The sequence below is a fragment of the Rhodoplanes tepidamans genome (assembly GCF_030813915.1).
GTDB lineage: Bacteria > Pseudomonadota > Alphaproteobacteria > Rhizobiales > Xanthobacteraceae > Rhodoplanes > Rhodoplanes tepidamans.
Map to the genome: position 1 here is coordinate 133,586 of NZ_JAUSUJ010000008.1, position 25,026 is coordinate 158,611.

Here is a 25,026-nt window from a genome sequence, read left to right on the forward strand (position 1 = left end):
GCGAGAGGCTTGTCCGCGCAAATCTGCAGTTACAGGAAACAGTCGCTCGCGGAGTTCGGAGAATGATCGGACAACGGTGGGCACAAACGACGGTTCCGACGTCGTAGCCAGCATTGTCTCATAGCGCGAGGGCGAACGAATGATGCCCATCTTCATCGACCGTGGCCCGCCAGCTCATTCAAAGCCTTGTGCCGACAACGGTCGTCCTGAAGCGCTCCCCCGGTCGGGCTCGGGCGCGGTTCCGTCCCATGCGCCGACCACCTCCTTGCGACCGAACGGGTCCGGCGAGACCCGAAGCCCGCGCGACGCAGCCGCGCCGTGCAGGGCCGGGTGGCGTGCGGTCCGGCGCGGCGTCGCACCGGCGGCGAGGCTCTGAGCGGTCCGGAGCCCGCGAATGCCTTCGTGGCGCTTTAGCGGTTGGTGCGCGGCCGCAAGCTGCTCCGTCAAATCCCGCGATCGGCGAGCGCCGCCGATGTCGAGAAAGATCGCCGAACCGGGGCGATAATCAACGGAACGGGATGTCGAAGTTGGCGCCGAAACGAGCATCCTGTGCCCCGGAGCCGTGATCGCGGAGAAGGCTGTTCGCCCAAGCCGTCGGCGGCGCGACGGCTGGTCCGGGGTCGCAGCCGGCCGCGGCCGGGACCGCGAGCGCTGCTGATTTCTCACGACGACACATCGGGATATCTCGAACAGAACGGGCCTTCTCCGACCCGGTGCGGCGAGAGAAGAAGCCGATCGTTTCCGCCGCGAGAAGGCATGGCACTTCTCTTGCTAGATCACGTCGGCGTCCCGATAGTCACGTGACCGAACGGAGAACCCCCGTGTCTCTTCCAGTCACCATCGCCGGGCTGTCGCACCGTTACGGCCGTCGCCTGGTTCTCGACGGCATCGATCTGACGGTCGCGGCCGGCGAACGCGTCGCGCTCCTCGGTGCCTCGGGCGCCGGCAAGTCCACGCTCCTGCAGATCGTCGCCGGACTGGCGAAGCCGAGCGACGGCGTCGTCACGATCGGCGGACGCCGGGTCGACGCTCCCCTGCCCGGCGTCACCATGATGCTGCAGCGGCCGGCCCTGCTGCCGTGGGCGACGGTGCGGCAGAACGTCGAGCTCGGCCTGCGCTTCTCCGGCCTGGCGCGGCGCGATCCCGACCTCGCGCGGATGCGCGTCAACACGCTGCTCGCCCAGATCGGGCTCGGCGATCGCGGCGACGCGCGACCGACCGAGCTGTCCGGCGGCCAGCAGCAGCGCGTGGCGCTCGCCCGCGCCCTCGCCCCGAAGCCGGACGTGCTGCTGCTCGACGAGCCCTTCTCGGCGCTCGACATGGGCACCCGGGCGGCGCTGCGGGCCGACGTGCTGCGGCTCGCCACCGACGCCGGCACCACCCTGATCCTCGTGAGTCACGACCTGGCGGATGCCGAAGCCCTGTGCACGCGGGCCGTGCTGCTGTCCGGCCATCCGGGCCGGGTGGCCGAGGATCTCGCGATCGAGAACGGCATCGACGAGGCGACGCGCGGCCGGGTGGCCGCTCGCCTCGACGCGGCGTGACGCGACCATCCCCCGAACGACCACCCGGACCGGAGCCCCCGATGCACGACGACGACGACGCGAGCGCCGATCCGCCGCTCGCCCTCTCCCACGACTGGGTCCGGGCCGACTGGACCCGCCGCGCCACGCTCGACGCGCTGGCGCGCGGCGGGCTCGGCGCGATGCTGGCCGCGTCCGGCATCGCCGGCACGGCGCACGCCTCCACGGACGAGGTGGTGCGCATCGGCTACCTGCCGATCACCGACGCGGCGGCGCTGCTGGTCGCGCATGCGCAGGGCCTGTTCGAGGCCGAGGGCCTGAAGGTCGAGCCGCCGACGCCGGTGCGCAGCTGGTCGGCGCTGGTCGAGGGCTTCGCGGCCGGCCGCTTCAACGTCGTCCACTTCCTCAAGCCCATCCCGGTGTGGATGCGCTACAACAACAAGTTCCCGGTGAAGCTGCTCGCCTGGGCCCACACCAACGGCTCCGGCCTCGTCGTCGGCAGCCACACCACGGTCCGCGAGTTCAAGGATCTGGGCGGCACCCGCATCGCCGTGCCGTTCTGGTACTCGATGCACAACGTGGTGCTGCAGTTCGGCCTGCGGCAGGTCGGGCTCACGCCGGTGATCAAGCCGGACGGCGCGCCCGTGGCGCCCGGCGAGGTGGCGCTGCAGATCCTGCCGCCGCCCGAGATGCCGGCCGCGCTCGCGGCGCGCAAGATCGACGGCTACATCGTCGCCGAGCCGTTCAACGCGCTCGGCGAGCTCAAGGTCGGCGCCCGCATGCTGCGCTTCACCGGCGACATCTGGAAGAACCACCCCTGCTGCGTCGTCGCCGTGCACGAGCGCGACACGCAGGAGCGCCCGGCCTGGACCCAGAAGATCACCGACGCGATCGTCGCCGCGCAGGTCTTCGCCTCCAAGAACAAGGCCGAGGTGGCGAAGCTCATCTCCAAGGACGGCAAGGGCTACCTGCCGGTGCCGGGCGAGGTGGTGCTGAAGGCGATGACCGACTACGGCCCCGCCTACGACGAGTCGGGCGCGGTCCGTCACCGCGACTGGAAGTCGGGCCGCATCGACTTCCAGCCGTGGCCCTACCCGTCGGCGACGAAGCTGATCGTCCAGGCGATGCAGCAGACCGTGGTGGAAGGCGACACCGCGTTCCTGAAGGCGCTCGATCCGGAGTTCGTGGCGAAGGACCTCTACGATCTCCGCTTCGTCGAGGCGGCGCTGAAGAAGCATCCGGGCTGGATCGAGGACGCCAGCGTCGACCGCGCGAGCCCGTTCGTCCGCGAAGAGGTGCTGACGCTGTGACCATCACGATCGCGGAGGAGCGCAGCCGCTGGCGTCGCGCCGGGCTGTCGCTCGACCAGCTCGGCTTCTATCTGCGCTGGGCGGCGCCGCCGGCGGCCGGCATCGCCGGCCTGCTCGCCCTGTGGTGGGTCGGCGGCTGGATCATCGCCGGCAACCCGCGGCTCTCGGCGTTCACCGGCTTCGCACCGGCGCCGGCGCTCGCCGCCTTCGCCGATCTGATCGTCTCGGGCGACGCCTGGAAGGCCGCCGCCCCCAGCCTGTCGCGGGTGCTGCAGGGGCTGTTCGTCGCCGCGCTGATCGGCATCCCGGTCGGCATCGCGCTCGGGCTCCTGCCGCTGCTCGAAAGGGCCGTGCAGCTGCCGTTCCAGATCCTCCGGATGGTCAGCCCGCTGTCGTGGATGCCGGTCGCCGTGCTCGCCTTCCCGAGCTGGAACGGCGCCATCGTGTTCCTGATCGCGGCGGCGGCGATCTGGCCGGTCGTGTTCGCCACCGCGGCCGGCGTGAAGCGCATCGATCCGGCCTGGATCGCGGTCGGCCGCACGCTCGGCGGCCACGGCCTCGCGCTGGTGCGGGTCGTCGTCGTGCGCGCGGTCGCGCCCGACATCCTCACCGGCTTCCGGCTCGCCCTCGGCGTCGCCTGGATCGTGCTGGTGCCGGCCGAGTTCCTCGGCGTGACCTCCGGCCTCGGCTACGCCATCAACGACGCGCGCGACACGCTCGAATACGACCGCCTCGCCGCCCTGGTGCTGCTGATCGGCCTGATCGGCTTCGCCCTCGACGCGCTGGCCGCCGCCCTGCTCGCCCGCGCCCGCTGGACCCCGACGGCCTGACCGCCGTCTTCACCCGCAAGACAGCCCTGCAAGCCCCCTGCAAGACACCACGAGGAGCCCCGATGAGCACCGTCGTCGCCGTCAAGACCACGCCGGCTCCGTTCGAGCCGATCGACGCCGAGCGCCTGAAGGCGCTGGGCGACAAGGGCCGGTCCGACCCGTCGGCGGTCCGCACCGTCAAGGTGCGCACCGTCGCCGAGGGCAAGCGCTTCCGCCACCTCAACTACGTGCGGGATCTCGCCGCCCACATCGTCGACGAGCCGCCGGGGCTGCTCGGCGACGACACCGCGCCGAACCCGACCGAGGCGCTTCTCGCCGCGCTCGGCTCCTGCGTCGCGGTCGGCCTGCAGGCCAACGCGGTCGCCCGCGGCTGGACCATCCGCGCCATCGCGGTCGAGCTGGAGGGCGACATCAACATCACCTCGGTGTGGGGCACGGGCGACCTCTCGCCCAAGCCGGTCGGCCTCACCGCGATCCGGCTCAAGGCGCATCTCGACGTCGACGGCGCCACCGACGCCGAGATCGAGGAGGTGATCGCCCACGCGGCGGCCTGGTCGCCGGTGCTCGGCACCGTGAAGAACCCGGTCCCGGTCGAGGTCGTGCGCGCATGAGCATGGGGGTCGCGAGCACGGAGATCGAGATCGCCGCGCCGGCCCCGCCGGCGGCCGCCCCCCGCTCCGTCGCCGAGATCGTGGCTGGCGGCCTCGCGCCGCTCGCCCGCGCCGTCGACGAGGACGGGCTCTACCCCGAGCCGGTGATGCGCGAGCTCGGTGCCGCCGGCGCCTATGCGCACCACACCGGCGCGAACCCGGCCGGCGGCTTGATCGCCGCCGTCGCCGACATGGCGACGGCCGGGGCGGCCTGCGGCTCCACCGCCTTCTGCATGTGGTGCCAGGACGCCCTCGCCTGGTACCTGGCCCGCTCCGAGAACCCGGCCCCGCGGCAGACCTGGCTCGCCGCCGTGGCGGCGGGCCGGACGCTCGGCGGCACCGGCCTGTCGAACCCGATGAAGACGTTCTCCCGCCTCGACCGGCTGGCCTTCTCGGGCGTGCGGGCGCCGGGCGGCTGGCGCGTGTCCGGCCGGCTGCCATGGGTCTCCAATCTCGGGCCGGACCATCTGTTCGCCTCGATCTTTTCGGTGGAGGACGGCGACGGCCGCATCATGGCGGTGTTCGACTGCGCAACGCCCGGCGTGTCGCTGGTCGAGGTCGGGCCGTTCCTGGCGCTCGAAGGCACCCGCACCTATGCGGTGCTGCTGCGCGACGTGTTCGTGCCGGACGATGCGGTGATCTCCGAGGACGCCGCCCGCTTCGTCCCGACCATCCGCCAGGGCTTCGTCCTGCTGCAGTTCGGCATGGCGCTGGGGGCGGCGCGGGCCGCCGCGGCGCTGATGCGCAAGGACAGCCGGCTCCTCGGCGACAAGCCGGCCGCCGTGCTGCCGCTCGACGCCGACACCATCGAGGCGCGGGCCGAGGCGCTCGCCGAGACGGCCGCCGCCCTCGCGGCCCACCACGACGATCCCGGCCGCGAGGCGTTCCTCGCCGTCCTGAAGGCGCGGCTGGAAGGCTCCTGGCTGGCGCTCGAAGCCACCCAGGCGGCCGTGCTGCAGCTCGGCGCGCGCGGCTACATGCGCCGCTCCGAGGTGCATCGCCGCCAGCGCGAGGCACAGTTCGTCGCCATCGTCACGCCCTCGGTGAAGCACATCCTGACGGAGCTCTCGCGCGGGGCGTGAGGCCCGCCCCGCCGTGACGATCCTGCGTCGCGGTCGGGCGCGCGACGCCGCGGCCGAGGCTTCGCCCACCGGTCCCGACGGGTCCCGTCTCGAGGCGGCCCGGCCCACGGCCGCCCCCCGGCCGCGCCGTTCCAACGATCGGCGCGCCGTCGCGGGCGATCGTCAATGCTGCTCGCGCCCCAGCCAGGGCGCCAGATCCGTGATGGCGGCGTCGACGCGGGCGACGATCTCCGGCGCGACCAGCTCTCCCTGGGCGAAGTGCCGCTCCGACGCGTAGACGGCCGTCGCCACCGTGTGGGCCGCGAAGAAGCCGAACAGCGGACGCATCGCGTGCTCGACGACGAGCGCGTGCCGATCGCCGCCCCCGGATGCGGCGATCAGGATCGGCTTGCGGGCCAGGCAGTCGGGCCGCAGCAGGTCGATGACGTGCTTGAACATACCGGAGTAGGATCCCTTGTAGACGGGACTGGCGAACACGACCGCATTGGCGCCCTCGATCTCGTTCAGGATCGCCTGTGCCTCCGGCGAGAGGTCGTCGCGCTGCAGCGCGATCCCGGCCGGCGTCACGATGTCGAGGAGATCGTAGATCGGCCCGGTCACGCCGTAACGCGCCCCGACCTGCCGCATGACGTACTCGGTGAGGTTGCGCGTCTTGGAGGGTCGCTGGTAGTTGCCGACGAAGGCGACGATGCGGGACATCGATACAGCTCCGGGTTGATGTCAGCGCGTCCCGCGGCCGAGCACACGCTCGCCGGTCCGTGCCAGACGATACAGTGACGCCTCGAGGCCCCGTGCATCGAGGAACGCGACGGTGAGCAGCAGCCCGCCGATGGCGATGTCGTGCAGGTACGGCTTCACGCCGAGCGAGATGAGTCCCGACCGCAGCAGGCAGAACACCAGCGCGCCGCCGGCGATTCCGACCGGGGAGCCCTTGCCGCCCGACAACGAGACCCCGCCGATGATCGCCGCGACCGTGGCCGGCACCAGCGCGTCGGAGAGCGCGATCGGCGACGCCGCCGCCAGCCCGTAGCTCAACAGCGAGCCGGACAGCGCGACCAGCATGCCCGAGACGGCGAAGGTACCGATCAGCATCAGGTCGACCGGAACACCGGCCGTCCGGGCCGCCGCCCGGCCGCTGCCGGTCGCGACGAGGTCGCGCCCGAGCCGCGATACCGCGAACCCCGCGCCGAGGATCACGAAGATCGCCACGGCGGTCAGACTGCGCATCGACAGCACGCCGAGGATCGGCGCGTTCACGGCCGTCGCGACCTCGATCCGGTCGTAGCCGATGGTCGTGTTCCCGGTCAGCATGTAGGCGAGGCCGCTGCAGATCAGCAGCCCGGCCAGCGTGACGCCGATCGAGCTGATCCCCGTGCGCACCATGGCGATCGCCTGCGCGGCGCCGAGCAGCGCGCCGAGCAGCACGGCGGCGGCGATGCCCAGCGCCGGATGATCCGCGCCGAGCAGGACCGCGACGCAGCCGGCCAGGCTCATGGCTCCGCCGATCGAGAGGTCGAACTCTCCGGCGATCATGACCAAGCCGAGGGCGAGCGCGAGGGGACCGATCGTCGCGAAGAGCTGCATGACGCTGAAGGCGGTCGCTACGCTCAGGAACCGCCCCTGTTCGGCGTCCAGCAGCGCGAACGCGACGAACACGGCCAGGAGCACGCAGAAGGGCCGGGCGACGGCGGAGATCGGCGTCACGAACGCCTCCCATGCAGCAGAAGGATGAGCAGCACGATCAGCCCGACGGCCAGAGCCTGCGCCGACGTCGAGAAGCCCCACAGGATCAGAACGCCCTGCACGATCGAGATCGTCAGCACGCCGCCCGCCGTGCGCAAGGCGGAGCCGCGCCCGCCTTCGATGGCATTGCCGCCGACGATCACGGCGCTGATCGCCGCATAGTCGAGGCCGATGCCGTGCTCCATGTCCCCCGAGGCGTGCCTCGCCGCGATCAGCACGGCGGCGATCCCGGTGAACAGCCCCGCCGCGACATAGACCCAGGTGATGGTGCCGGGAACGTCGATCCCGGCGGCCGTCGCCGCGCGCTCGTTGGCGCCTATCATGATCGCGTGGCGGCCCATGCGCGTCAGCGAGAGCAGTCCCTGGGCCAGCAGCACCGACGCCGCGAAGGCGAGGAGCGGAATCGGCAGGCCGGCGACCCGTCCCTTGAAGACGTCGAGCTCGGTCGCGGTCGGGTAGATGCCTCGCCCGCCGGTCGCCCAGTTGGCGACGCCGTAGATCAGCGACAGCATCGCCAGGCTCACGATCACGGGGTTGGCGCGGAAGTAGCCGACGATCCAGCCCTGAACGCCGGTGATCGCCATGCTGAACAGCAGAGCGAGCCCGACCGCCGGCCAGAGGCCGTGATCCAGGCTCGCCATCAGCACGATCGTGGTCGCCGAAAGCGTCGCTCCGAGGCTGAACGAGACGATGTTGCCGCTCAGCGTTATGAACGTCATCGCGACGGCGACGCAGCCGACGAGCGACATCGAGGTGAGCAGCGAGAGCAGGTTGATGGACGAGAAGAAGCCGGGCGTGACGGCGACGGCGGCGACCATCGCCAGGCCGAGCACCGACCGGACGGCGGCGGGGACGGCCGCATGCGGCAGGCCGGGGATGCGCAGCGCCATGGTCCGCTGCTGGTCTCTAATGTCGGGCATGGGCCGCACGAACGTCATCGGTCGGGAGCTCTTCCGGGTGAGTGATGTCCAACAGGAGATGCTCGATGCTCAGATGCGCACGATCGATCCGCCGGATCTGCGCGCCCCGGAACATCGTCACGGCGTAGTCCGCGAGGCCGAGCACCTCCTCCAGGTCGGTGCAGGTCATCACGATGGCGTAGCCGCTCTCGCAGAACTCACGCATCATGCGGTAGAGATCGGCGCGCGCACCGACGTCGACGCCCCGCGTCGGCTCGATCATCGCCAGGATGCCGTTCGGCCGATTGTCGACGCAGCGACCGAACGCCACCTTCTGCTGGTTGCCCCCACTGAGCTGAGCGACGGCCGATGGCAGCCGGCTGGAATGGAGCCCGACATGGGCGGCCAGTGCCCGCGCGACACGTCGCAGCCGGAAGGGCGACAGGAGCCCTGCCGTGGAGAGCGCGCCGAGCCGCGTCGCGGTCAGATTGTCCCGCACCGGCAGCTCGAGAAAGACGCCCTCCTGCGCGCGATCGCCGGAGACGTACATGATTCCCGCCTCGGCCGCGCGCTGCGGCGAGCCGAGCGACAGCCGCCGTCCGTCGACGCGGACGGAGCCGGTGGCGTTGTAGATCAGGCCGGCCAGGGCCTGGACCACCTCGGGGGCACCCGACCCGATCTGCCCCACGATGCAGGTGATCGCCCGGCGCGGCACCTCGAGGTCGAAGGCCTTCACGATGCCGGGCACCCGGAGATTCTCGATCACCAGCGCCGGAGCGTCGTGGGACGAGGCGTGGGACGGATACAGATCCGCCAGCGGCCGTCCCAGCATGGATTCGACCAGTGACTCCCGGTCGAACTCACGGGCCGGCCGCGCCGCGACGAGCCGGCCGTTCCTCAGCACGGTCACCGAATCGCAGAGCTCGAACACCTCGGCGAGGCGATGCGTGATGTAGATGACCGATCGCCCCTCCCGGCGCAGCGCGGCGAGCGCCGCGAAGAGCCGGTGGATGTCGCGGTCGGAGAGCGTCGCCGTCGGCTCGTCGAGGATGAGCAGCCGCGCATCGCGCACCAGCATCCGGGCGATCTCGACGAGCTGCTTCTGGCCCATCTCCAGCCCGGAGACCCGCTGGTCCAGGCCGATATGCGAGGCGCCGAGCATGTCGAGCGCCCGCTGGGCGTCCCTCGCCAGCAGCGCCTTGCGGGGAAACAGCGGCGCACGCGCGGACCCGAGCCAGATATTGTCCAGCACCGTCAGGTCCGGACAGAGGCTCAGCTCCTGCGACACGATCGCGATCCCGTTCGCCTCCGCCGACTGCGGCGACGAGATCTGGACCGGCCTCCCGTCGATCGCGACGGTCCCGGTGTCGGGCTGGTGCGTTCCGGTGAGGATCTTCACCAGCGTGCTCTTTCCCGACCCGTTCTCGCCGCACAGAGCGTGGATCTCGCCCGGCTGCACGGTCAGGCCGACCTCGTAGAGGGCCCGGACCGCGCCGAACCGCTTGGAGATCCCCGTCGCGGTCAGTCGGGGCGGAGGCGAGGTGCGGGACACCTCCGGCCGCCGATCGATCATGTGCATGTCGCAGCGCCTGGTCGCGTTCGATGTCAGTACGAGCAGGCCTGCGCGGTCGTGCCGAGATTGGCCCTGGTGACGGGCTCGGTGGGAAGGAACACGCGACGCTCCACCTTGCCGCCTTCGAAATACGTCTTCGCGGTCTCGGCTGCGCGCCTACCCTCCTCGATGGGAAGCACGAACACCGTCGCCGCCATCTTGCCGGACTGGATGTTCTTGATCCCGGGCGCCTGACAGTTTCCGCCGACGACGATCAGGCCGCCCTTGTCCGGCCCGATCTTGACGCCGGCCGCCTCCGCGGCCTGGATCGCGCCGTTGGCGAGGCTGTCGTTCATTCCGTAAAGCCCGTCGAGCCCTCCCTGGCCGGCGAACCGGGCCAGCAACTGCCCGGTGCTGCGCTCCGCCTGGACGGGATTCCATTTCACGTCCTCGGTGACGACCACCTGCAGGCCCGGGTGCCTCGTCATCTCCTCGCGGAACGCCCGCTCGCGGATCACGGCCTTGCCCTCGGCCATCGATCCGGCGATCACGGCGATCCTGGCCTGGGTCCGGCCCGCGCTCTTCAGCGCCTCCGCCAGCGAGGACGCCGCCAGCTGTCCGAGCTTCGCGTCGTCGTATCCGATGTAGCTCGCGTAGAGCGCGTCGTTCGCCGTGGAGGCCTCCAGCGGCACGACCACCAGGAAGACCGGAATGCCGGCCGCCTTGGCCCGCGTCAGCGGCGGTACGATCGCCTTCTGGCTGATCGTCTGCACGACGAACAGATCGAACTTCTGCGCGATGGCGTCGTCGATCTGCTGGCCCTGGAGCGCCGGATCGAACGGGCTGGAGAAGACCGTCACGGACATGCCCATGGCGGTGGCCGCGGTCTCGAAGCCCTTGCTGAGGGCGCCGAGATACTTGTCCTGCGTCGGTCCCATGAACATGGCGACGCGCTTGCCCTTGGCGGTTCGATCCTGTGCGGCGGCGAGCTGCGGAGCTCCCAGGGCCGCCAGGATCGCCAGCAGACACCAGACCAGTCCAGCCTTGCGCATGTCCGTCCTCCGTGAGCCTCGCCCGTCTTCGCGGGTCTGCGGCGATCAGGAGGACGTTCTTCCCGCGGGTTTTCAAGCCTTCCGCGGGGTCAGTGCGCTCCACCGCAAGCCGTCATGCGCTCGCACGACGGTCTCGCACGCGAGGTGGACCTACCCCTGCTCCGTGGCCGGGGTCGCCGCGGCCCGCACCTCGCTCGGCGAGACGGCGAACTCGAGCTTGAAGGCGTTGGCGAAGTGCGCCGGATTGCGGAACCCGTTTCGATAGGCAATTTCCTTCACCGCGATCCGGCGGCAGAGATCGCTCGTCAAGTCCTCGTAGGATCGCGTGAGACGCCGCTTGCGGACGTAGTCGCCGACCGTCTGGCCCGAGCCGCGGAAGACGCTGTGCAGGTATCGTACCGAGATACCCGAAGCCGCCGCGATGCTCTCCGGATCGAGATCCGGATCTGCGAGATTGCTCTCGATGAAGGCGATGCAGCGCCGGTAGACGGCGGACTGAACCGCCGATCCCTCGATATGCAGCTCCCGATGGCTGCTCTCCAGGATGGAGCCGATCATGTCGGTGATCTGCACGGCCAGGCGGTCTGCCAGGGGGGCCGGGATCGCGTCGGTCTCGCGCGAGAGCGATTCGACGAAGTCGGACAGGATGCGGTTGAGGCCCCGCTGCTCGTCCAGACGACGCGCGATGTAGCGGCGTGGATCACGCAGGCGCGTGGACAGGAGTCCGGCCGGGAAGCAGATGTTGACGACCTCGGTCGGGACGCGGTGCCGGTAGTCGTAGGGCGCGCTGGCATCGAAGAGCGTGCACGTTCCCGGCTCGAGTTCGCATTCGCGGTTGCCCTGCGAAATGCTCAGCGTGCCCGACCGGAGCATCACGAAGAGGAGCCGCTCCTCGGTATCGCCGATCAGGTGCGACTTGCGGCGACTCCCCAGTTCGTCGCTGCTGCGCACGCGAGTGATGGCGAGCCTGCCGAGCGAGGCGCTTCGGATGTCGCCGAAGAACCGCCTCTCGTCCGCGATCGAGATGTCGGCGGGCCCGAACAGCCTGGAAATGAAACTCTGCCAGCGTTGCCGGGACTCTCTCGATCCCTGGCAGCTCAGATATTCCGCCACCTTGGTCTCCCCTTCATCCCGGGGCTTGATGCCCCTTTTCGATGATGTTGGATCGAGCCTACCCCGACACGGGCGAACGGGGAACCTGCAATGAGCCGCAGACAGGCCGGCGCGGCGTCGGCGGACGCTGCGTGCACTCTCGGCGCCCCTACCATGGCACCGCGCAGCGTCGATCGTCGTTTCTCGTCGCCCACCGCGGACGACGACGACCGTGCCGGGCGCACGACCCGCGCGGCCCGACGTTTGTTTCTGCGCGCGCAGGAAGACGATCGCGGCAGCGCAGGATCACCGCCGCCACGTTGACCTCCGCCCGCCGATCCTGAGCACTGGCGATCCTCATCAGGGAGGATCGCACATGTACGCCACCAGAAGCCGGCTCGAGACCAATCCCGCCTTCAACGACCGAAAGCTGAAGCTCGGCACCTTTCAGACCAATCTCGACAGCGGCTGCGTCATGTCGTCCCTCGAGGACCGGCTGCACATCACGTGGCCCAACACCCGCGAGCTCGCCCGTTACGCCGATCAGATGGAGTTCGAGGCGATCGTACCGGTGGCGCGATGGCGCGGGTTCGGCGGCAAGAACAATCCGCAGGGTCCCGGGTTCGAGACCTACGCCTGGGCAGCCGGCATCGGCGCCAGCACGACGAAGTCGGGCGTGTTCGCGACATCGCACATCTCGATGCACCACCCGATCACCGCGGCCAAGCAGTCCGCCGTCATCGACCACATCACCGAGGGGCGGTACACGCTGAACATCGTCACCGGCTGGAACAAGCCCGAGATCGACATGTTCGGTGCGCCGATGCTGGATCACGACGAGCGCTACGACTGCGCCGAGGAGTGGCTGACGATCGTCAAGCGCCTGTGGACCGAGGACGACGAGTTCGACTTCGACGGGAAGTATTATCAGATCAAGAAGGGTTACCTGCAGCCGAAACCCATCCAGGGCCCCTATCCGGCCATCATGAACGCCGGAGGATCGGAGCGCGGCAAGCACTTCGCGAGCAAGTACTGCGATCTCGTCTACCTGGCCCTGAAGTCGCGGAAGTTCGACGACTGCAAGGCCCAGATCGATAGTTACCGCTCGCTGGCCCGCGAGGAGTACGGCCGCGACATCGGCGTCTGGAGCCTGGCCTATTGCGTCCAGGCGGAGACCGAAAAGGAAGCGCAGGCGTTTCACGACCTCTACGTCGACCAGCTCGGTGACTGGGAGGCGGTGGAGAACGTGATCCAGACCATGGAGATCAACGCCAAGACCTTCCCGCCCGGCGCGTTGTCGCAGCTGAAGCAGCGGTTCATCGCCGGTTGGAGCGGCTACCCCCTGATCGGCACGAAGGAGCAGATCGTCGACGGACTCGGCCAGCTGTCCGCGATGGGCCTCGACGGCGTTTTGCTGTCGTGGCCGCGCTACCAGGCCGGCATGCGCGAGTTCATGGAGCAGACCTACCCGCTCGTGGTTCAAGCCGGCCTGCGATGACCCCGCGAGCTGCCGCGCGGGCTCCGCCTCGCCTCACGTGAAGGTGATCCACGTCGGGGCCGGCTCGGCGCCGCACCGGACCAGAAGGTCGGCCGGTGCGGCGCTGGCGCTTCCGGTGCCGGCCCCGTGCCCCGGCTCTGCGGCGGATCGGGCCCGCGGCCCGAGACGCCTTGACCGGAGCACGCTGCGCTTCGCTCACGCCAGCGTGCCGTGGCGGTGCGGCTCGGCGAGGATCTCGATCACCCGGCACTCGGCGACCCGGCCGCAGGCGCACTCCTCCACCATGCGGGTCAGCTCCGCCTCCAGCGCCTTCAGCTTGGCGATCCGGACCCGCACCTCGGCGAGCCGCGCCTGCGCGATGGCGTCGGCGGAGGCGCAGGACCGGTCGGGATGGTCCTGCAGCGACAGCAGCGTGCGGATCGCCTCGACGTCGAAGCCGAGCTCGCGGGCGTGGCGGACGAAGGCGAGCCGGCGCAGATCGGTGCGTGTATACAGCCGCCGGTTCCCCTCGGTGCGGGCCGGCGCCGCCAGCAGGCCGATCTGCTCGTAGTAGCGGATGGTCGGCACCTTCACGCCGCTGCGCTTCGCCGCCTCGCCGATCGGCACCGCCTCCTCGACCGCGCTCTTCTCCGTCATGGGCCTTGCTCCTCTAGTCGCTAGAGGATGTAGGACGGGGCCCTGACTTGGGAAGGGCCTTCGATGTCGGACGTGGTCGAGACGCGCTATCGGGTGACCGGAATGGACTGCGGCAGCTGCGCCGCCAAGGTGCAGACGGCGGTGAGCCGGATGCCGGGGGTCGCGGACGTGGCGGTGTCGGTCGCCACCGGCACCATGACGGTGACGCATCCGCCCGGTGCGGCGTCGCTGGGCGCCCTGCGGACGAGTCTGACGGCGCTCGGCTACGACGTCGCCCCGCTCGACGTCCCGGCCGACGCCGCCCCGGGACCGGACAGCGGCCATGCCGACGGCCATGGCCACGCCCACGCGGCCGAGGACGGCCCGTGGTGGCGGACCCGCAAGGCCGCGCTGACCATCGCCTGCGGGCTCGCGCTCGCCGCCGCCTATGCGGTCGGCCGGCTGGTGCCGGCGGTCGAGACCGCGGCGTTCCTGGCGGCGCTGGCGATCGGGCTCGTGCCGATCGCCAGGCGCGCCGTCGCCGCCGCGCGGTCCGGCACGCCGTTCTCGATCGAGATGCTGATGACCATCGCGGCGGTCGGCGCCGTCGCGATCGGCGCCGGCGAGGAGGCCGCCATGGTGGTGTTCCTGTTCCTGGTCGGCGAGCTCCTGGAGGGCGTCGCCGCCGGCCGGGCGCGCGCCAGCATCCGCGGTCTCTCCGCCCTGGTGCCGAAGACCGCGCTGGTCGAGCGCGGCGGCCGCACCGAGGAGGTGCCGGCCGACAGCCTCGCGGTCGGCGCCGTCGTCATGGTGCGGCCGGGCGACCGCATCGCCGCCGACGGCGTCGTCGTCGACGGGACCGCGGCCGTCGACGAGGCGCCGGTCACCGGCGAGAGCCTGCCGGCGCAGAAGAAGCCCGGCGACACCGTGTTCGCCGGCACCATCGCGACCGACGCGGTGCTGCGCGTGCGGGTGACGGCGGCCGCCGCCGACAACACCATCGCCCGCGTGGTGAGGCTGGTCGAGGAGGCACAGGAGGCCAAGGCGCCGACCGAGCGCATCATCGACCGCTTCTCGCGCTGGTACACGCCGGCCGTGGTGGCGGTCGCGGCCGCCGTCGCGCTGGTCCCGCCGCTGCTGCTCGGGGCCGCCTGGGACGCCTGGATCTACAAGGGGCTCGCCCTGCTGCTGATCGGCTGTCCCTGCGCCCTGGTGATCTCGACCCCGGCGGCGATCGCGGCCGCCCTGTCGGCCGGCGCCCGCCACGGGCTGCTGGTCAAGGGCGGCGCCGTGCTGGAGACGCTCGGCAAGGTCACCCATGCGGCGCTCGACAAGACCGGCACGCTGACCGAGGGACGGCCGCGCGTGACCGACCTCGTCGCCTGCGGCCGCGGCGAGCGGCAGGTGCTGTCCATGGCGGCGGCGCTCGAGGCCGGCTCCAGCCATCCGCTGGCGCTGGCGATCCTGGCCCGGGCCAAGGCCGACGGCGCACCGGTGCCGCCCGCCGCCGAGCTCAAGGCCGTTCCCGGCGAGGGCGTGACCGGCCGGCTCGGCGGCGAGGCGCTGTTCCTCGGCTCCGCCCGAAGCGCCGCGGCGCGCACAACCTTGACGGACGCGCAGCGAGAGCGTGTCGCCGCCTTCGAGCGCGAGGGCAAGACCGTGGCGGTGCTGCTCGCCGGCGACGCGGTCGCCGGCCTGATCGCCATGCGCGACGAGCCGCGCCCGGACGCCAGGGCCGGGCTGGCCGCCCTGAAGACCGCCGGCATCGCCCCGGTCATGCTGACCGGCGACAACCCGACGACGGCCGCCGCGGTGGCGGCCGATCTCGGCATCGCCGCCCATGGCGGGCTCCTGCCGCAGGACAAGCAGCGCATCGTCCGCGAGCTGCAGGCGAACGGCCATGCGGTCGCTAAGGTCGGCGACGGCATCAACGACGCCCCGGCACTCGCCGCCGCCGACGTCGGCATCGCCATGGGCGGCGGCACCGACGTGGCGCTGGAGACGGCCGACGCCGCCGTGCTGCACGGCCGCGTCATGGACGTCGCCCGGATGATCGCGCTGTCGCGCGCCGCCATGGCCAACATCCGCCAGAACATCGGGATCGCGCTCGGCCTGAAGGCCGTGTTCCTGGTCACCACCGTCGCCGGGATCACCGGACTGTGGCCGGCGATCCTCGCCGACACCGGCGCCACCGTGCTGGTGACGGCGAACGCGATGCGGCTTTTGGCGTGGCGGATGTGAGGACCGGCGGGCGTCAGCCGCCGGCGGCGCCGACCGCCCGGCGGGCGCCGCGCCCGACCCGCTCGGACAGGCGCTCCGCGCGTCCGGCATCGATATGGCGGTAGCGCGCCACGGCGAACTGGAACAGCCCGAAGGCGAACAGGCCGAGCGCCGTCGCGGCGAGCAGGATCCAGCCGTAGGGCTGCTCCTGGAGCGTCCGCAGGGCACCGGCGAGACCGCGCGCATCGCGCGCGTCGGCCGTCACGGCGGCGATCACCAGGAACACGCCGATGAGAACGAACACCACGGCCCGCGCCGTCATTCCGGCGCGTCCGAGCGGCACGACCCAGCGGGCCGCGGCGTCGTCGCAGGCGAGGCCCTCGTCGATGTCGCTCCGCCAGGCCTTCACGGCGACACCGATGCCGGCCGCGGCGATCCCCAGCCCCACGGCGCCGAGCAGCCACTGCCCCAGCGGCACCGCGAGAACCGACGCCGTCCAGTCGCGCGCCGACGCCTCGCCGTCACCGCCGCCGGCCGCATAGCCGAGCGCCCAGCCCAGGGTGCTGAACGCCAGCGCGGCGTTCATGACGGCCGACACCCCCCAGCCGGCACGACGCAGCAGCGCCTTGCGGTCACGCCCGAGATGGTCGGCGTCGAAGACGGACTGCAGCACCCGCCAGGCGGCGAAGCACAGGAGGCCGGCCGAGACGATCGCCAGCCACACCGTGCCGAGCGGCTGCTCCAGCAGCGTCTGCAGCGCCCCCTTGGAGCCGGTCGTCTCGCCGCCGCGGCCGAGCGCGGCCATCACGGCGAGGCCGCCGACGAGCAGATAGACGACACCCCGGGCCGCATAGCCCAGACGTGCAAGGCGCTCGGCGGATTGGTCCTGCATGGCGGTCCTCGACGGCTGCGGTGCGAGGACAACGCGAGGTGCACGACGCTGTTCCTGAGCGCGAGCCGCAGGCTCGGAGAGCCAGGGCTGTTGCCCCGGGTCGGGCCGGACCGGTCCGCACCTGCTCCTGACGAATGCACCTGCTCCGGACAAATACCGAGTCCCTTGCGGCCGACGTCCGGCAGGCGTAATTGACTGACTGGTCAGTCATAGGAGATGCCGATGGCGGCTCCGAAGAAACCGGGACGCGCGGCCGCGGCGACCTCGCAACGCTCTCTCCCGGTGTCCGCAACCGCCGGGCCCGTCGTTCCGGTACCTGCGGGCACCCGAGCGACCCGTTCCGAGGTCACGCCCGACCCGCGCGACGCCCGCGCCGAGAAGGCCGCGCAGCGGCGCGAGGCGATCCTCAAGGCCGCCCTCGACGAGTTCAGCGACCGCGGCTTCGCGGCGGCGCGGCTCGACGACGTGGCGAAGCGGGCCGGCGTCGCCAAGGGCACCATCTACCTCTACTTCGAGGACAAGGAGGCGCTGTTCCAGGAGCTGATCACGACCATGATGGGCCCGCTGATCGCCGACCTGAAGGCGCTGTCGACCCAGGGCCTGCCGCCGCGTGCCGCGCTGGAGCGCCTCCTCGCCGTGTTCGCCAGGGAGGTCCTGGGCACCGAGCGGCGTCGGGTGTTGCGGCTGGTGCTGTCCGACGGGCCGCGCTTCCCGCGCGTCGCCGAGTTCCACTACCGCCAAGTCGTCGAGCCGGCGCTCGGGGCCATCCGGAGCCTGCTCGCCCGCGCCGCCGCGCGCGGCGAGGTGCACCCGCGGCTCGCCGAGTTCCCCCAGCTCGTCATCGCGCCGGGCCTCATGGCCGTGGTCTGGGCGAGCCTGTTCGACCGCTTCGCCCCGCTCGATCCGGAGACGCTGCTGCGTGCCCATCTCGACGTCCTGTTCGGCTCGGGAGCCGAGCGCTCGGGAGCCGAGCGTCCGGGAGCCACGCCATGACCGGTCCCCTGCTCCGCCCCCTCCTGCGGCTCGGCGCCGTGGCGCTCCTGGCGGCCGCCCTCGCCGCCTGCGACGGCGCGCCGAAGACTTATCAGGGCTGGATCGAAGCCAACCTGATCTTCGTCGGGCCCGACGAGGCCGGCCGGGTCGAGACGCTGTCGGTGCGCGAGGGCGACAAGGTCGAGGCCAAGGCGCCGCTGTTCACGGTCGACGACGCGCTGCAGCGCGCCGAGGTGAACATGTACGAGGCGCAGCTGGAGAATGCCCAGCAGGCCTACGACCGCGCCGAGACGCTGCTGAAGACCAAGACCGGCACCCAGAAGGCCTTCGACGAGGCCGAAGCCGCGCTGCGCACCGCCAGGGCGCGGCTCGTCACCGCCAAGACGCATCTCGACCGCCGGGTGCTGGCGAGCCCGGTGACCGGCACGGTGCAGCAGGTCTATTTCCGCCCCGGCGAGATGGTCTCGGCCGGCAAGCCGGTGCTCGCCATCCTGCCGCCCGGCAACCTGAAGGTCCGCTTCTACGTGCCGCAGGAGATGCTGCCGCGCCTCGCCTACGGCGACACGGTGCGGGTGCGCTGCGACGGCTGCGCCGGCGACATCACCGCGAAGGTGAGCTTCATCGCGCGCTCGGCCGAGTTCACGCCGCCCGTCATCTACAGCCTCCAGGAGCGCGACAAGCTCGTCTTCCTGATCGAGGCGATCCCGGACAGGCCCGAGGCGCTGCGCGTCGGCCAGCCGGTCGACGTCGCGCTCGCCGCGACGCCGCCGGCGACCACGGGGGCGTTGCGATGACCATCCCCGCCCCGGCCGCCGACGACCCGCATTCGATCGCGATCGACGTGGAGGGACTGACGAAGTCGTTCGGCGACACCGTGGTGGTGAAGAACCTCACCATGCAGGTGCGGCGCGGGCTGATCTACGGCTTCCTCGGCCCCAACGGCTCCGGCAAGACGACGACGATCCGCATGCTGTGCGGGCTGCTGACGCCCGATTCCGGCCGCGGCACCTGTCTCGGCTACGACATCCGCACCGACGCCGCCGAGATCAAGCGGCATGTCGGCTACATGACGCAGCGCTTCAGCCTCTACCAGGACCTCTCGGTGCGCGAGAACCTGGAATTCGTCGCCCGCGTCTACGGCCTGCCCGACCCGCGCGCGGCGGCCCGCGAGGCGATCACCCGCCTCGGGCTGGAGGGCCGCGCCGAGCAGCTCGCCGGGGCGCTGTCGGGCGGCTGGAAGCAGCGCCTCGCGCTCGGCGCCTGCACGCTGCCCGACCCGCAGCTCCTGCTGCTCGACGAGCCGACCGCCGGCGTCGACCCCAAGGCCCGGCGCGAGTTCTGGAACGAGATCCACGCGCTCGCCGCCCAGGGCCTCACCGTGCTGGTGTCGACCCACTACATGGACGAGGCCGAGCGCTGCCACGAGATCGCCTACATCGCCTATGGGGACCTGCTCGCCCAGGGCACCGTGAGCGAGGTGATCGCCGCCTCGCATCTCACCACCTGGACCGTGTCCGGGCCGAACCTGGTGGCGCTCGCGGAGACGCTGTCGAAGCGCGACGGCATCACCATGGTGGCGCCGTTCGGCACCAGCCTGCACGTCTCCGGGCCGGACCGCGCCAAGGTCGACGCGGTGATCGCCGAGTTCCGGACCGACCCGGCCCTCACCTTCGAGCCGGCCGAGCCCTCGCTCGAGGACGTGTTCATCGACCTGATGGGGCGCGCGCAAGGAGGCGCCGCGCCGGCGAGGCCGTCATGAGCGGGACCGCACCCGCTCCGGCGCGGCGGCGCGAGCCGGGCCGCACCCGCATGTTCCTGCGCCGGATCGGCGCCATGCTCCTGAAGGAGGTGCTGCAGCTGCGGCGGGACCGGGTGTCGCTCGCCACCATGATCACGATTCCGCTGATGCAGCTCCTGCTGTTCGGCTACGCCATCAACACCCAGCCGCGCAACCTGCCGACCGCCGTGCTGCTGCAGGAGAACAGCGACGTCGGCCGCTCGATCCTGCGGGCGATGGAGAACACCCGGTACTTCACCATCGTGAAGCAGACGCGCGACGAGCAGGAGTTCGACCGGCTGCTGCAGTCCGGCACGGTGCTGTTCGGGGTGGAGATCCCGGCGAACTTCGAGCGCGACCTGCGGCGCGGCGACCGCCCCGCCCTGCTGGTCGCGGCCGACGCCACCGACCCGGTCGGCTCGGGCTCGGCGCTGGCGGCGCTCAACACCCTCACCACCACGGCGCTGCGCTGGGACCGCGCGATCCCGGACACCACGTCGCCGCCCTTCGAGGTGCGGGCGCACGCCCGCTACAATCCGGCCGCGGTGAGCCAGCTCAACATCGTGCCGGGCCTGCTCGGCACCATCCTGACGCTCACCATGCTGATCTTCACGGCGCTCGCGGTGACCCGCGAGACCGAGCGCGGCACCATGGAGACGCTGCTCGCCATGCCGATCACGCCGGTCGAGATCATGCTCGGCAAGATCGCGCCCTACGTGGTGATCGGCTTCCTGCAGGGCTCGCTGATCGTCGGCGCCGGGGCGCTCCTGTTCGCCGTGCCGATCTTCGGCAACCTCGCCCTGCTCGCCGTGCTGACGACGCTGTTCATCGCGACCAACCTGTCGGTCGGCTACACCTTCTCGACGCTGGCGCAGAACCAGCTCCAGGCCATGCAGATGGCGATGATGTACTTTCTGCCCAACCTGCTGCTGTCCGGCTTCCTGTTCCCGTTCGCCGGCATGCCGCAATGGGCGCAGTGGATCGGCGAGACGCTGCCGCTCACCCACTACCTGCGCATCGTCCGCTCGATCATGCTCAAGGGCTCGACGCTGGCGGACCTGCGCTACGACACGCTCTCCCTCGTCGTCCTGATGCTGGTGGCGATGACGATCGCGGTGACCCGGTTCAGGCGGACGCTGGATTGAGAGGGCTGCGCCTCCTTTGCTCGCAGCGCAGTTCCGGCCGTGAGTCATACCGCATTCGGCTGATCAGCTCGGTGGTCATTCCGGGGGGCGCACTCGGGTCGGTGCTTTGCGCCGCCCGAGCACAGGCTCCGCGCCGAACCCGGACTCCAGCCGAGAACTCGGAGATTGTCGCTGGATTCCGGGTTCGCGGCTCCGCCGCGCCCCGGAATGACGGCGAACGGATCGCCCGGAAGCAGTATCAGTACCGCACCTTGTCGTCCTTCGCCTCCCACGCCCGGAACACCTCGGCCGCCTCCTCGGCGGCGAGGCGGCGGAGCGGCAGGACGCGCGCCTCCAGGGGGCGGGCGACCTCCTCGTAGAGCGCGTGGTCGTCGAAGCCGATCGCCGCCGCGCCGGCGCGGTCGTTGGCGTAGACGATCTCTTTCACGCGAGCCCACCAGATCGCGGAAAGGCACATCGGGCACGGCTCGCAGCTCGTGTAGACGACGGCGCCGTCGAGCACGTGGGTGCCGAGCCGCCGGCAGGCGTCGCGGATCGCCACCACCTCGGCATGGGCCGTCGGGTCGCCGTCCGGGACGACGCGGTTGGCGCCTTCGCCGACGATCACCCCGTCGCGCACCACCACGGCGCCGAACGGCCCGCCGCCGGTCGCGACCGAGTCCCTGGACAGCGCGATGGCGCGCCGCATGAAGTCGAGCTCGTCCACGTCCCCCTCCCGCCGGCGCTCCGGCTACCCCGCCTTGTCGAACACCATCACCTTGGAGACGAAGGCGTTCACGTCGCGCACGGGAACCAGCCCGCAGCCGGCCGCCATGGCGGAGAAGTCCTCGTCCAGGTACCCGCGATAATACGGCTCGTGATAGTTCTGGGGGAAGCGCTCCAGCAGGCCGTCATAGGCCGGGTCGTCGCCGCGCTGGAGCGAGTCGACCAGCACCAGCCGGCCGCCCGGCCTCAGCACCCGGGCGCACTCGGCCATCACGACGCGGCGCACCTTGGCCGGCAGCTCGTGCATCATGAAGACGCTGGTCACCGCGTCGACGCTCGCATCCGCCGCCGGGATCGCCTCGGCATTGCCGACCGCCACCGCGACCTTGCGCCAGCGTCGCAGATGGCGCTGCGCGTGCCGCACATAGGCCTCGGAGAGATCGAGGCCGAGCGCCGGCAGGCGCGGCCACGCCTGCTTCAGGCAGTCGAGGAAGCGGCCGGTGCCGCAGCCGATGTCGATCAGCCGGAGCCGGCGCTGGTCACGCCCGGCGAACACCTCGTGCAGGGGCGGCAACGCCTGGCGCCGCATCGCATTGGCGGTGCCGTTGAACAGCACCTCGACCTGGGTGTCGTAGCGCTCGGCCGACTCCTCCGTCATCCAGCCGCCCGACTGGAAGTGGAAGTTCTGCAGGTAGTAGGCCGGCCGGCCGCGGCGCGGCGCCTCGGCGAGCACGTCGCGGACGCCATTACGCTCGCGGCGGGCATGGATCTCCGGCAGGTCGGCGAAGAACAGGCGGGAGCGTTCCAGGAGGGTCGGCAGCGACCCGTCGTGGTCGTCCGGCACCGGGTAGATCCCCGCCTCGACATTGGCGAGGTCCTGCCGCAGCAGCCGCGCCAGGTCGGCATAGAGGCGCCGGCTGCCCGGCAGCGACGCCGGACCGGGCGACGGGCCGGCCACCGGCGGGGCGCCGCCGCGATCGCGCGGCGGTGCGCGGCGGCGCACCTGCGCCTGCAGGCGGCGCATGACGACACCGTGGCCGGCGAACCAGGCGAGACGCGGCAGCTGGCGGGCCGCATAGGCGACGCGGGTGCCGAGGACGGTGACGGGATCGGGCATCGGGGGGGCTCCGGACCGGGGACACGCGAGGCATATGGAGGCCGCAGCGGCGGCCCGGAAGCCCTGTGGTATCCGGCGGGGCGCCGGGCCGTGCAGGCTGCCCCCGCGCGCGTAGGCTGCCCTCGCGCGCGTCAGCGGTGCTCCGGCCGCCGCGCGCCGGCGCCACGCGCCCGCGGGCGGCGCACCGGCCGGGCCGGCGCCGGCGGGTGCGACTGCGCCACCTCGGCCGCGATGGCGGCGACGGCGCGCACCAGCCGGCGCTCCGGCGTCGGCCGCCAGCATGCCGCGAAGCGCAGGTCGGCCAGCACCGCGCCGGTGCGCACCACCTCGAGCTCGCCGTCGGCGATCTCGCGGGCGACCGCGGCCGGCGGCACGCAGGCGACCGCGAGACCGTCGACCGCCATGCGGACGATCGGCGCCAGCGTGGCGCTGGCGTGCAGGCGCAGATCGGCGATGTCGGCGAAGACGGCGCGGACGCGCGCGTGGATCTCGCCGCCGCGGGCGAAGGTGGCGAGCGGGTACGCCGCCACCCGGGCGAGCGGCACGCGCCGGCCGCCCAGCCCCAGCCGCGGGCTCGCCACCATGCCCATCGGAAAGCTGCACAGCTCGTGCACCTCGAGACCCGGATGGCTCAGCGGCAGCAGCAGGAAGCCGATGTCGATCTCGTCGGCGTGCAGCTTCTCCTCCAGCGAGGGCGAGGCACCGGCGTCGATCTCCAGGACGAGGCGCGGATGGCGCTCGTCGAGCAGCCGCATGAAGTCCTGCAGCCAAGTGTGGACGATGGTCTCGACGACGCCGAGCCGGATCAGCCCGTGCACGGCCTCGGGCGCCGCGATGGCGTGGTGCATGGCGTCGTGCAGCGCCAGCATCCGCTCGACATGGGCGAGGAGATCGCGCCCCCGCTCGGTGCAGGCGACGCTGCGCCGGGTGCGTTCGAGCAGCTGCACGCCGAGCTCGCGTTCGAGCTGCACGACCCGCTGCGACACCGCCGGCTGGGTCACGTTGAGCCGCGCCGCGGCGCGGTGAAATCCGCCCAGCCGCGCCACCCAGTAGAAGGCCTGCAGGAGCCGGACGTCGAGCACGGGACCGTCTCGATAAGCGTGGATGATCAGAACAGATCAAGAATGATAATTTGACGGGATCGGACCGTCCAGTGTCTGGTCGTGCGGTCGTCGTCCGCGACGGCGACGGCCGGACACGCGCCGGCGAGACACGCTCCCGGCACCCCACGTTCCCGGCCAGAGGAGGACGGAGATGCGGACCACCCTGATCGGCCGCCTGCTGGCGGCGCTCGTCGCCTGCGCGGCCGGCCCGGCCCTCGGCGAGACCGTGCTGCGGCTGAGCGAGCCGGCCGGCCCGGGCGGGCCGGAGGCCGCGGCGCTCGCGGTGTTCCGGGACGAGGTCGCGGCGCGCTCGGCCGGCCGGCTGCGGATCGAGGTGCGCCTGCAGGACGAGCTCGGCGGCCTCGCCGCGCCGGTCGACGGCCTCGCGGCCGGCCCGATCGACCTCTACACCGGCCCGCTCGCCACCTTCCGGCACCTCGCTCCCGCCGAGCTCGCGCCGCTGTCGCTGCCCTGGCTGCTCCAGGACGAAGCGCAGCTGCGCCGCTTCCTCGCCGGGCCGGTCTTCCAGCGGGCCGAGCGCCGGCTGCGCGAGCACGGCATCAGGCTGGTCTCGACGGCGTTCACCGGGCTGCACGCGCCGGTGCGCGTCATCGTCGCCACCCGCCGGCTGACCGCGGCGGACGACCTGTCCGGCCTGCGCGTCCGGGTGGCGGCCGACGATCTGGCCCAGCGGAGCTGGCGGGCCGTGGGTGCCGCTCCGATGGCGCTGCCGTGGAGCGAGACGTATCTCGCGCTGCGGCGCAGGGCCGCCGAGGCGGCCGAGCTGCCGCTCGGCGAGCTGCGCGCCGCCCGGTTCGCCGCGGTGGCGCCGTTCGTCGCCACGGCCGGCCTGGCGCCGCGGCTGTGGCCGATGGTGATCGGCGAGCGCCGGTGGGCGGCGCTGCCGGCCGCCGACCGGGCCGTCCTGGTGGCGGCGGCCGACGCGGCCGGCCGCATCTATTCCCGTGTCGCCGAGGACGCGGCGCGGCACGAGCTCGCCGCGATGACGAGCCGCGCGACGTCCGGCCCGGTCCGGCTCGACACCACCGTCCTGCGACGGCGTCTCGATCCGCTGTGGCACGATCTGGTGACGCGCGGCGCGCTCGCCCCCGAGATGATGGAGATCATGGCGGCGCAGGCGCCATGACGGTGGCGGACGGCCCTCTCCCGGCCGCCACGGGCCGTCGGCCGGCGCGAGCCGGCCGCGACGGCGATTGGTCCCCGGCAC

General features: G+C 71.8%; 23 protein-coding genes. 12 read left to right on the forward strand and 11 right to left on the reverse strand.

From position 1 onward, the window contains the following. The first annotated feature begins 821 nt into the window (after positions 1 to 821). From J2S22_RS11725 to J2S22_RS11745, 5 genes are all read left to right on the forward strand, one after another. Positions 822 to 1,544: an ABC transporter ATP-binding protein gene (locus tag J2S22_RS11725; protein ID WP_272776794.1), complete on the forward strand. Its 723-nt coding sequence runs from the start codon at positions 822 to 824 to the stop codon at positions 1,542 to 1,544. A gap of 41 nt (positions 1,545 to 1,585) precedes the next feature. Next, positions 1,586 to 2,833 (forward strand): ABC transporter substrate-binding protein, encoded by a 1,248-nt coding sequence (locus J2S22_RS11730; protein WP_272776793.1) that lies wholly within the window; start codon positions 1,586 to 1,588, stop codon positions 2,831 to 2,833. Beyond that, on the forward strand, positions 2,830 to 3,663 hold the full coding sequence (locus J2S22_RS11735) for an ABC transporter permease (RefSeq protein WP_272776792.1): 834 nt from the start codon (positions 2,830 to 2,832) through the stop codon (positions 3,661 to 3,663). The genes J2S22_RS11730 and J2S22_RS11735 overlap by 4 nt, the downstream gene beginning before the upstream one ends. Before the next feature lie 62 nt (positions 3,664 to 3,725). Next, the gene (locus J2S22_RS11740; protein ID WP_272776791.1) at positions 3,726 to 4,274 is read left to right on the forward strand and encodes an OsmC family protein; all 549 of its coding nucleotides are present in this window, start codon (positions 3,726 to 3,728) and stop codon (positions 4,272 to 4,274) included. Then, positions 4,271 to 5,395, forward strand: a complete 1,125-nt coding sequence (locus J2S22_RS11745) for an acyl-CoA dehydrogenase family protein (RefSeq protein WP_272776790.1) — start codon at positions 4,271 to 4,273, stop codon at positions 5,393 to 5,395. The genes J2S22_RS11740 and J2S22_RS11745 overlap by 4 nt, the downstream gene beginning before the upstream one ends. Before the next feature lie 162 nt (positions 5,396 to 5,557). On the opposite strand, the gene J2S22_RS11750 is transcribed toward J2S22_RS11745, so the two are convergent. The 6 genes from J2S22_RS11750 to J2S22_RS11775 form a co-directional block, all read right to left on the reverse strand. Continuing rightward, positions 5,558 to 6,094 (reverse strand): NAD(P)H-dependent oxidoreductase, encoded by a 537-nt coding sequence (locus J2S22_RS11750; RefSeq protein ID WP_272776789.1) that lies wholly within the window; start codon positions 6,092 to 6,094, stop codon positions 5,558 to 5,560. A gap of 21 nt (positions 6,095 to 6,115) precedes the next feature. After that, positions 6,116 to 7,099 carry an ABC transporter permease gene (locus tag J2S22_RS11755; protein WP_272776788.1) on the reverse strand — a complete coding sequence of 328 codons (984 nt, stop codon included), beginning with the start codon at positions 7,097 to 7,099 and terminating at the stop codon, positions 6,116 to 6,118. Next, positions 7,096 to 8,058, reverse strand: a complete 963-nt coding sequence (locus J2S22_RS11760) for an ABC transporter permease (RefSeq protein WP_272776787.1) — start codon at positions 8,056 to 8,058, stop codon at positions 7,096 to 7,098. The genes J2S22_RS11755 and J2S22_RS11760 overlap by 4 nt, the downstream gene beginning before the upstream one ends. After that, positions 8,045 to 9,616: a sugar ABC transporter ATP-binding protein gene (locus J2S22_RS11765; protein WP_272776786.1), complete on the reverse strand. Its 1,572-nt coding sequence runs from the start codon at positions 9,614 to 9,616 to the stop codon at positions 8,045 to 8,047. Before J2S22_RS11765 ends, J2S22_RS11760 begins: the two co-directional genes overlap by 14 nt. 26 nt (positions 9,617 to 9,642) lie before the next feature. Continuing rightward, positions 9,643 to 10,641: a sugar ABC transporter substrate-binding protein gene (locus J2S22_RS11770; protein WP_272776785.1), complete on the reverse strand. Its 999-nt coding sequence runs from the start codon at positions 10,639 to 10,641 to the stop codon at positions 9,643 to 9,645. Positions 10,642 to 10,791: 150 nt separating this feature from the next. Then, positions 10,792 to 11,754, reverse strand: a complete 963-nt coding sequence (locus tag J2S22_RS11775; RefSeq protein WP_272776784.1) for an AraC-like ligand-binding domain-containing protein — start codon at positions 11,752 to 11,754, stop codon at positions 10,792 to 10,794. Positions 11,755 to 12,109: 355 nt separating this feature from the next. Here J2S22_RS11775 and J2S22_RS11780 point away from each other — a divergent pair, with 355 nt between their 5' ends. Beyond that, entirely contained in the window at positions 12,110 to 13,231 is a 1,122-nt protein-coding gene (locus J2S22_RS11780) for an LLM class flavin-dependent oxidoreductase (protein WP_272776783.1), read from the forward strand. Positions 13,232 to 13,426: 195 nt separating this feature from the next. On the opposite strand, the gene J2S22_RS11785 is transcribed toward J2S22_RS11780, so the two are convergent. Beyond that, positions 13,427 to 13,867, reverse strand: a complete 441-nt coding sequence (locus tag J2S22_RS11785; protein ID WP_272776782.1) for a MerR family transcriptional regulator — start codon at positions 13,865 to 13,867, stop codon at positions 13,427 to 13,429. A 63-nt stretch (positions 13,868 to 13,930) separates the two neighbouring features. On the opposite strand from J2S22_RS11785, the gene J2S22_RS11790 reads away from it, so the two are divergent. Continuing rightward, positions 13,931 to 16,087 (forward strand): heavy metal translocating P-type ATPase, encoded by a 2,157-nt coding sequence (locus J2S22_RS11790; protein WP_272776781.1) that lies wholly within the window; start codon positions 13,931 to 13,933, stop codon positions 16,085 to 16,087. Positions 16,088 to 16,100: 13 nt separating this feature from the next. Here the strand turns inward: J2S22_RS11790 and J2S22_RS11795 are convergent, their stop codons facing one another. After that, on the reverse strand, positions 16,101 to 16,958 hold the full coding sequence (locus J2S22_RS11795; protein WP_272776780.1) for a DUF1206 domain-containing protein: 858 nt from the start codon (positions 16,956 to 16,958) through the stop codon (positions 16,101 to 16,103). A gap of 222 nt (positions 16,959 to 17,180) precedes the next feature. Between J2S22_RS11795 and J2S22_RS11800 the strand changes: the two genes are divergently transcribed. Genes J2S22_RS11800 through J2S22_RS11815 form a run of 4 tightly spaced genes read left to right on the forward strand, consistent with a single transcriptional unit; the run spans position 17,181 to position 20,873 of the window. Continuing rightward, positions 17,181 to 17,951: a TetR/AcrR family transcriptional regulator gene (locus J2S22_RS11800; RefSeq protein WP_272776778.1), complete on the forward strand. Its 771-nt coding sequence runs from the start codon at positions 17,181 to 17,183 to the stop codon at positions 17,949 to 17,951. Next, a complete protein-coding gene (locus J2S22_RS11805) occupies positions 17,948 to 18,745 on the forward strand; it encodes an HlyD family secretion protein (RefSeq protein WP_272776777.1) in 798 nt (265 codons plus the stop codon). Before J2S22_RS11800 ends, J2S22_RS11805 begins: the two co-directional genes overlap by 4 nt. Then, positions 18,742 to 19,710, forward strand: a complete 969-nt coding sequence (locus J2S22_RS11810) for an ABC transporter ATP-binding protein (RefSeq protein WP_272776776.1) — start codon at positions 18,742 to 18,744, stop codon at positions 19,708 to 19,710. The genes J2S22_RS11805 and J2S22_RS11810 overlap by 4 nt, the downstream gene beginning before the upstream one ends. Continuing rightward, positions 19,707 to 20,873 carry an ABC transporter permease gene (locus tag J2S22_RS11815; protein WP_370878203.1) on the forward strand — a complete coding sequence of 389 codons (1,167 nt, stop codon included), beginning with the start codon at positions 19,707 to 19,709 and terminating at the stop codon, positions 20,871 to 20,873. Before J2S22_RS11810 ends, J2S22_RS11815 begins: the two co-directional genes overlap by 4 nt. Before the next feature lie 238 nt (positions 20,874 to 21,111). Here the strand turns inward: J2S22_RS11815 and J2S22_RS11820 are convergent, their stop codons facing one another. The 3 genes from J2S22_RS11820 to J2S22_RS11830 all read right to left on the reverse strand — a co-directional run bounded on the left by J2S22_RS11820 (position 21,112) and on the right by J2S22_RS11830 (position 23,777). Then, entirely contained in the window at positions 21,112 to 21,579 is a 468-nt protein-coding gene (locus J2S22_RS11820; protein ID WP_272776775.1) for a nucleoside deaminase, read from the reverse strand. A 24-nt stretch (positions 21,580 to 21,603) separates the two neighbouring features. Beyond that, entirely contained in the window at positions 21,604 to 22,695 is a 1,092-nt protein-coding gene (locus tag J2S22_RS11825) for a class I SAM-dependent methyltransferase (protein ID WP_272776774.1), read from the reverse strand. Positions 22,696 to 22,826: 131 nt separating this feature from the next. Further along, complete coding sequence (locus tag J2S22_RS11830; protein WP_272776773.1) at positions 22,827 to 23,777, reverse strand: LysR family transcriptional regulator; 951 nt, start codon at positions 23,775 to 23,777, stop codon at positions 22,827 to 22,829. 172 nt (positions 23,778 to 23,949) lie between these two features. Here J2S22_RS11830 and dctP point away from each other — a divergent pair, with 172 nt between their 5' ends. Beyond that, entirely contained in the window at positions 23,950 to 24,945 is a 996-nt protein-coding gene (gene dctP, locus J2S22_RS11835) for a TRAP transporter substrate-binding protein DctP (RefSeq protein ID WP_272776772.1), read from the forward strand. Positions 24,946 to 25,026 lie beyond the last annotated feature (81 nt).

What these genes read in the sequence shown, in the direction of transcription:
- J2S22_RS11730 (WP_272776793.1), top strand. Translation starts at nt 1,586, where the DNA reads ATGCACGACGACGACGACGCGAGCGCCGATCCGCCGCTCGCCCTCTCC.
- J2S22_RS11740 (WP_272776791.1), top strand. Translation starts at nt 3,726, where the DNA reads ATGAGCACCGTCGTCGCCGTCAAGACCACGCCGGCTCCGTTCGAGCCG.
- J2S22_RS11745 (WP_272776790.1), top strand. Translation starts at nt 4,271, where the DNA reads ATGAGCATGGGGGTCGCGAGCACGGAGATCGAGATCGCCGCGCCGGCC.
- J2S22_RS11750 (WP_272776789.1), bottom strand. Translation starts at nt 6,094, where the DNA reads ATGTCCCGCATCGTCGCCTTCGTCGGCAACTACCAGCGACCCTCCAAG.
- J2S22_RS11760 (WP_272776787.1), bottom strand. Translation starts at nt 8,058, where the DNA reads ATGCCCGACATTAGAGACCAGCAGCGGACCATGGCGCTGCGCATCCCC.
- J2S22_RS11765 (WP_272776786.1), bottom strand. Translation starts at nt 9,616, where the DNA reads ATGCACATGATCGATCGGCGGCCGGAGGTGTCCCGCACCTCGCCTCCG.
- J2S22_RS11770 (WP_272776785.1), bottom strand. Translation starts at nt 10,641, where the DNA reads ATGCGCAAGGCTGGACTGGTCTGGTGTCTGCTGGCGATCCTGGCGGCC.
- J2S22_RS11780 (WP_272776783.1), top strand. Translation starts at nt 12,110, where the DNA reads ATGTACGCCACCAGAAGCCGGCTCGAGACCAATCCCGCCTTCAACGAC.
- J2S22_RS11785 (WP_272776782.1), bottom strand. Translation starts at nt 13,867, where the DNA reads ATGACGGAGAAGAGCGCGGTCGAGGAGGCGGTGCCGATCGGCGAGGCG.
- J2S22_RS11790 (WP_272776781.1), top strand. Translation starts at nt 13,931, where the DNA reads ATGTCGGACGTGGTCGAGACGCGCTATCGGGTGACCGGAATGGACTGC.
- J2S22_RS11795 (WP_272776780.1), bottom strand. Translation starts at nt 16,958, where the DNA reads ATGCAGGACCAATCCGCCGAGCGCCTTGCACGTCTGGGCTATGCGGCC.
- J2S22_RS11800 (WP_272776778.1), top strand. Translation starts at nt 17,181, where the DNA reads ATGGCGGCTCCGAAGAAACCGGGACGCGCGGCCGCGGCGACCTCGCAA.
- J2S22_RS11805 (WP_272776777.1), top strand. Translation starts at nt 17,948, where the DNA reads ATGACCGGTCCCCTGCTCCGCCCCCTCCTGCGGCTCGGCGCCGTGGCG.
- J2S22_RS11810 (WP_272776776.1), top strand. Translation starts at nt 18,742, where the DNA reads ATGACCATCCCCGCCCCGGCCGCCGACGACCCGCATTCGATCGCGATC.
- J2S22_RS11815 (WP_370878203.1), top strand. Translation starts at nt 19,707, where the DNA reads ATGAGCGGGACCGCACCCGCTCCGGCGCGGCGGCGCGAGCCGGGCCGC.
- J2S22_RS11825 (WP_272776774.1), bottom strand. Translation starts at nt 22,695, where the DNA reads ATGCCCGATCCCGTCACCGTCCTCGGCACCCGCGTCGCCTATGCGGCC.
- dctP (WP_272776772.1), top strand. Translation starts at nt 23,950, where the DNA reads ATGCGGACCACCCTGATCGGCCGCCTGCTGGCGGCGCTCGTCGCCTGC.